Source organism: Acaryochloris sp. IP29b_bin.148 (assembly GCF_028285565.1).
Classification (GTDB): domain Bacteria; phylum Cyanobacteriota; class Cyanobacteriia; order Thermosynechococcales; family Thermosynechococcaceae; genus Acaryochloris.
In genome coordinates, this window is the sequence record NZ_JANQOY010000005.1 from 25845 (window position 1) to 31844 (window position 6000).

At 48.0% G+C, this 6000-nt stretch carries 6 protein-coding genes; 1 reads left to right on the plus strand and 5 read right to left on the minus strand.

The genetic code is table 11. The annotated features are described in order from the left end of the window. Positions 1-712: 712 nt before the first annotated feature. Together Q0986_RS00550 and Q0986_RS00555 are read right to left on the minus strand one after the other, a co-directional pair. On the minus strand, positions 713-1177 hold the full coding sequence (locus Q0986_RS00550) for a hypothetical protein (RefSeq protein WP_299402244.1): 465 nt from the start codon (positions 1175-1177) through the stop codon (positions 713-715). 206 nt (positions 1178-1383) lie between these two features. Then, the gene (locus tag Q0986_RS00555; RefSeq protein ID WP_299402246.1) at positions 1384-1626 is read right to left on the minus strand and encodes a hypothetical protein; all 243 of its coding nucleotides are present in this window, start codon (positions 1624-1626) and stop codon (positions 1384-1386) included. A gap of 768 nt (positions 1627-2394) precedes the next feature. Here Q0986_RS00555 and dmeF point away from each other — a divergent pair. Continuing rightward, the gene (gene dmeF / locus Q0986_RS00560) at positions 2395-3375 is read left to right on the plus strand and encodes a CDF family Co(II)/Ni(II) efflux transporter DmeF (protein ID WP_299402248.1); all 981 of its coding nucleotides are present in this window, start codon (positions 2395-2397) and stop codon (positions 3373-3375) included. 132 nt (positions 3376-3507) lie between these two features. On the opposite strand, the gene Q0986_RS00565 is transcribed toward dmeF, so the two are convergent. The 3 genes from Q0986_RS00565 to Q0986_RS00575 all read right to left on the minus strand — a co-directional run. Continuing rightward, positions 3508-4347, minus strand: coding sequence for a metal ABC transporter permease (locus Q0986_RS00565; protein ID WP_299402250.1), 840 nt, complete (start codon positions 4345-4347; stop codon positions 3508-3510). Positions 4348-4364: 17 nt separating this feature from the next. After that, positions 4365-5135 carry an ABC transporter ATP-binding protein gene (locus tag Q0986_RS00570; RefSeq protein WP_299402253.1) on the minus strand — a complete coding sequence of 257 codons (771 nt, stop codon included), beginning with the start codon at positions 5133-5135 and terminating at the stop codon, positions 4365-4367. Between the two features lie 11 nt (positions 5136-5146). Beyond that, on the minus strand, positions 5147-6000 hold an 854-nt coding region (locus Q0986_RS00575; protein ID WP_299402255.1), incomplete at its 5' end, for a zinc ABC transporter substrate-binding protein.

Sequence of the window (6000 nt, forward strand, 5' to 3'; positions counted from 1 at the left end):
TCAAAAAGCCTGAAGATATTCAGCTTGCCTGGATTCAATCAAAAAAGCCCAGACAAATTTTGTTGAGAAACTATATTTCTGGTGTCAACTCAAACCGTTCACTCGCTATTGACTCCCTTAGAACATTCATAGGTATGGCGAATATATTAATACTCCTGAAATAACAACTCAGCAGCAGCAAAGAGAATGCCTTCACCCAGGAAGATTTCAGCGTCCTCAAAGGATTTACAAGATTGAATCTCAAAAGATAATTACCTTGAAAATCTTTCCCAGACTTAGGGTTTCATTCCAACTTTAAGAGCAGAGAAAATGTGGTTTAAGAACATGCTAATTTATGATTAACAAAGCAAGATTCTACTTGCTTCATAAAAACAAGCTAGATCTCATCAGAATTACAAGACTTCAAGACTGTTGTTCGTGCTCCAATCCAAGAAAATCGTGAGTTTTATTTATAAATAAAAATATTATTCATGCCATTCCATGGTAGAAACTTGCACGAAATATATAGGTAGAAAAATAGACTAATGCAGTCGTTGGGTCATTGCCAGTAAGCCATGATTGACCCCGCAAAAAAGCCTACGACTGAGAGAAAAATTCCTCAGTCGTCAGGAGCTTGTTGGAGAAAACTCATCCCTATAAAGAAACGAGCTGATCGCAGCATGAGGTGGACTGGCAATCAGCTCGTGCAGGGTAACGTTCTGTGAAGGCTGAGTTAGCGAAGGTGGGCTGCAACATTGGAGCCCCGATTAACGGTAAGGGTTTCGGCTACCGCGGATGAAGTGATCCCGATACTCAGAACAGTCAAACTCGTTAAGATCGAGAAAGCGACCTGAGCCTTACATAAGCTCAGTCCTCCCCATAGAACACCCCACACTTGAACGGAAACCAGGGACAAGCCATAGGCATCCATCAGCGACATAAAGACACCTCTCAATAAATTATTGAAGGTATTGAAAAAAATTAAAGCAAACAGCCCAGGGACAAGACGAATGGCGCGAATTGTGCCGCTAATATCAATGGAGTTTGTTGCAGATTGGGTACGAATGATGTCTGGTTCAAGACTCGTCAGGATTGCTAGATGGATGATTGCCAGCAGAGTCATAGCGATCGCAATCCCCAACATCCAGTTCACACCTAAAAATCCAATCACCAATCCACTGAAGGTTGACGCAACCAAGAACGAGATTCCATCAGACGTTCCTACCAGGCCCGCTTGGCTTCAGGAAGGAGTAGGGGCACCAGCGTAGAGAGGGCAATGGAACGCAAATTACCTGCGATCGCACCCGCTAATACCAGCAGCGTAAAAACCCAAAGTCGGGGACTCGCAGGCTAAGCAAAAACTTCAGGTGGAGAGACAGCAATCATGCCATAGGCAAGGAAGTATCAAAGGAGGGAACAGCCGCTAGAGAGCATCATCAGGGTTTTCTTGCGATAGCGATCCACCAGCGACCCCAAAAAGAATCCAAAGATGGAAGTCGTCATCAGATATATGCCCGCCATCACCGACATTGCCAAAACAGACCGAGTCTGAAAATACACCCAAAATGTTGCTGCAAACCAGACGAAGGTATTGGTTAACAGTGCAACCAATGAGTTTGCCAAAATGGCATAGAACACTTTTGTCATATTGTTTCAAATTCAGGTTAATGTCTTTACCGAATTGACTTTTCTAGCCCAACCGAAACGTTCGTTAAAATTGATATAGGAGTTAAGTTTTTTCTCCCAAAGAATTGAGGGTATCTCTATGAATTTGTGCTCAAATTCCGCAGTTCTACTGCTCATTAGTGGTTTATATTTTTCACCTTCATTATTGCTAGCTCAGGAGAAAAACAGTCCATCTCAAAAGGCCTCTGATATCCAAGATACTGCTCCAGCCTCCTTATCAGAGCAAGATTCTAATAACTCCTTTTCACGCCAGGAGTTATGTCAAATTAGCCAACGATTATCACAACCTGCTCAAGCCAATGCTCCAACCCGGTCAGGCTCTGATTCAGTTTTATTAGAGTCACCGAACAACGGAAAAATACGACAGGGCTTTCCCCTGAGTAAAGTATTGGGTTCGCTGGCCGAAAAAGAGGGTCAGAACGGTGCGAAACCTCAAGTCACATCCAATGATTGTGAGCAAAATCAGCGGGGTTCTTAATCGAAGAATGCCAGGCTTTCTTGAGTGCACGACTAGCCTCTCGTGCTGAGGCTTAGCCATTCTGCTCACCCATCTTATGCAGAGATGAGAACAATAACAGCGAGGGCCAAAGAGGACAAGTAGACAATATTCAGCGGTGCATCGGTCCATAGCTTTCTCCTCTCACCCCATCTCGTAGAGGCATTCAGTGGGGTTGTAAAATTCAGGAATACTGACTGGTAAAGTCTTCAACTCAAGGATGTAGAGATTCAATGCACATTCAAACCCTTGATCAGTGGCAACATTCTCACGACTTCTCGGTTAATCAGAATCAAGCGGAGAAAAATACCAAGATCGTGATGCTCATCACCGCAGCCACGATGATTGCTGAGGTTGCAGCAGGCACTATTTTGGGTTCGATGGCCCTGTTGGCAGATGGCTGGCACATGGCCACTCATGTAGCAGCATTTGGTATCACCGTGTTTGCGTATCGCTATGCTCGCCAACATGCTACTGATGCTAGATATACCTTCGGTACGGGCAAAGTCAGTGTACTGGGTGGGTTTGCTAGTGCTGTTGCGCTTGCGGTCGTCGCGTTTGTCATGGCATTTGAATCCGTTGGTCGATTTTTCCAACCCCAGACGATTCAGTTTAATGAGGCCATTGGAGTCGCTATTCTTGGATTAGTGGTCAATTTAGTGAGTGCCTGGTTACTCCAAGGCGATCATGGTCATAGCCACGATCATCATGGGAGCCATGGTCACCACCATCATGCGGATCACAATCTGCGGGCTGCCTATGTACACGTTTTAGCGGATGCCCTCACCTCTGTTTTGGCCATCATTGCTTTATTTGCTGGGAAGTTTCTAGGTTGGATCTGGCTGGATGCCGCCATGGGAATCGTGGGGGCCGGAGTTATCACTAAATGGGCTTCCGACCTGGTGAGCGAAACGGGTTCAATCTTGCTGGATGGCGGCATTGATAAACACATCAAGCAGGATATTTTAACCGCCATTGAAGACGATGCGGATAATCGTGTGGTCGATCTGCATGTCTGGCGTGTCAGCCCAAAGCATCTGTCTGCAACTGTTTCCCTAGTAACCCACTATCCGCAAGCACCAGCGTATTACAAGAGCCTTCTTAGTCAGATTCCATCTCTCTCACATGTACTTATTGAGGTTAATCCCTGTCATGGTGAGCCTTGTTTGGACATCGACCACAGCCTCAACCAAGTCTCGGCCCCATTAGGGTGATTATGGGTCGATAAAAATCAGATCCAATGAGCATGACCTCAGTAGAATCGGCTGCGGGGTGGATAGCTCTGGTACGAGTATCACTTTTGATAAGAGGCATCTAATCTGGACCAGTGGGGAAGCTGAACCGCACTAAGCCACAGCTTTATAAAGTTGTGGGTAAATTATCGCTCCCACAAAAATCCCCAGTTGGGCGATTACGATACTTGGACCGGAGGGTAAGTTCAGTCCCGCTGACAACAGCATCCCCATGACAGCACTGAATGCTCCCAAGCTGGCCGAGAGGACAACATGATGGCTGAATTGGCGGCAAAGTAATCGCGACGCACAGGCTGGAATCACGATAAAAGCGCTAATCAAGAGTACTCCGATGGCTTTAATGGAAATCCCCACGACCAGGGCGAGGAGCACAACAAAGGTTGTTCGATGGAACGAGACGGATACACCCCTTGCGATCGCAAGGGGTTCATTCAAGGTAATTAGCATCTGCGTCCGAAACGTCAACCCCATATACAGCGCGCAGGCTAGCAGCAAGACCCCACAAAAAATTAAATCAGCCGTGTGCACCGCTAAAATATCGCCAAATAACAGTTGATGAATCCCTCCTTTGTAGGTCCCCGTAAAGCTAAGAACAATAACCGCGAGGGCCAAGGAAGACGAGTAGACAATATTGAGCAGCGCATCGGTCCATAGGTGCGTTCGCTCTAGCAGATAGGTCACGCCCAAGGCAAACAAGACCGCAAACGGGAGGACAATTGCCGTGGGATTCCAGCCCAACAACACCCCAAAACTGAGACCCAACAGGGTAGAGTGCCCTAAGGCATCGCTAAAAAACGAGAGTTGTCGCAGAATCGTGAAGCTGCCGAGCATTCCGCCTGCTAGTCCAGTCAGGATGCCGCTGATCACCGCCCGCTGCATAAATGGGAACTGAAACAGGTCGATAATTCGAGTAATTTCGCTGGCAAGAGACATGGGATGGGACCGCTAAACTACAACGAACAGGAATGATGATAGCGGGCAAATTCGGGGCCATAAACCGTGCTCAAGCTTTCCCTGGACAGAGCGACTTCAGGAACCCCTTCACAGAGCAAAGTACGGTTAATACACAAGACATGATCACACTGGCGTTGCACCATATTTAAATCATGGGAGACTTGCAAAATTGCCCATCCATGCTGTTGTTTGAGCTGGTTCAGCAATTGGTAGAATTCTGCTTCTGCCCGCAGATCTAGACCTGCAGGGGCCTCATCTAAGATCAACAAACGACGCGGCCTAACCAGACAATAGGCCAGCAGGACTCGCTTGGTTTCGCCCCCCGATAGATCGCTAATTCGTTTCCGTTTCAGATGGAGCGCTTCCACTTGGCCTAAGGCTTGACGCACCGCAATCTGTCTTGCTCTGTGCCCGGTCCAGGGCCATTGGAGACCGAGGGTATGCCAGCCTAAGCCCACCACTTCTTCGACGGTCATGGGAATCCGGCGATCGAAACTAAAGTTTTGGGGGAGATATGCGATCGCATCCCGAATCTTGTTTGGCAGTCGGCCTTGGGGACTCAGGGTATGACCCAGTATCTCTACCTGGCCCACCTGACGCGGGAGTACCCCCAGAACAGCTTGAATCAAGCTACTCTTCCCCGCGCCATTGGGGCCAACGATGGCTACATTGGTCCCCGCTTGCACGACAAACGATACCTTGTCCACGGCAACATGCTTGTCGCGAACAACTGTTAGTCCTGAAACCTGCAGAATGGCCTCTGGCAAATTTGAACCTCCTAGAATTTCACCTGAACCCACTGGGGTAAGGTTGCGATAGTCTTTTGTCTGGGTCGCGCTGGTATCCAAGCCTGAGGCTGGCTACCAAAGGCGGTGGTCAGATTTTTAAGATTTTCTCGCATAGTTGTTAAGTAATACTCTGCCTCAAGGGCTTCTGTTCCGCCAGTTTCTAAGGGATCAAACGTGCCTACCTGAACCTTAAGATCCTGGGCCAGGGCTGTAAACGGGTTACCTGCAGCCTGTGGCTCAGACAGTAGGGTCTTCAGGTTCGAAGATTTCGCAGCGTTAATGACTCGCTTGACATCTTCGGGGGAAGCATTCTCGTGGGGAATGCCGACCAGATACTCCACCTCTAAATCATAGCTACGGGCAAAGTAGTCCGCAAAGTCATGATAGGTGACGAAGGTTTTACCGGCAAAGGGCTTGAGTTGCTCGGTAAATTCCGTATCGAGTTTTTTCAATTCATCGATGTAGGCAGCGGCATTGGCTTCATAGGTCGACTTGCCGTCCGGGTCCGCTTTAATCAAACCATCTCGAATATTTTCAACCTGCTGGATGGCTCGCTTCGGATCTAGCCAAATATGGGGATTATTTTCGCCATGGTCATGGTCATGGCCGCCTTTGGCATGGTCTTTTTCCTCGTCATGGTCCTTGCCTTCAGCATGGTCTTCGTCTTTATGGTCTTCACCTTCAGCATGATCCTCGTCATGATCATGGTCCTTGTCTTCGGCATGATCCTCGTCTTTATGGTCTTCACCTTCATGGTCGCCGTGGTCATGCTCGTCCTTTTCGCCTTTATGCTCATCCCCGTGCTCTTCATGCTCTTCTTCGTTGGGGATAACGGCAATGCCTT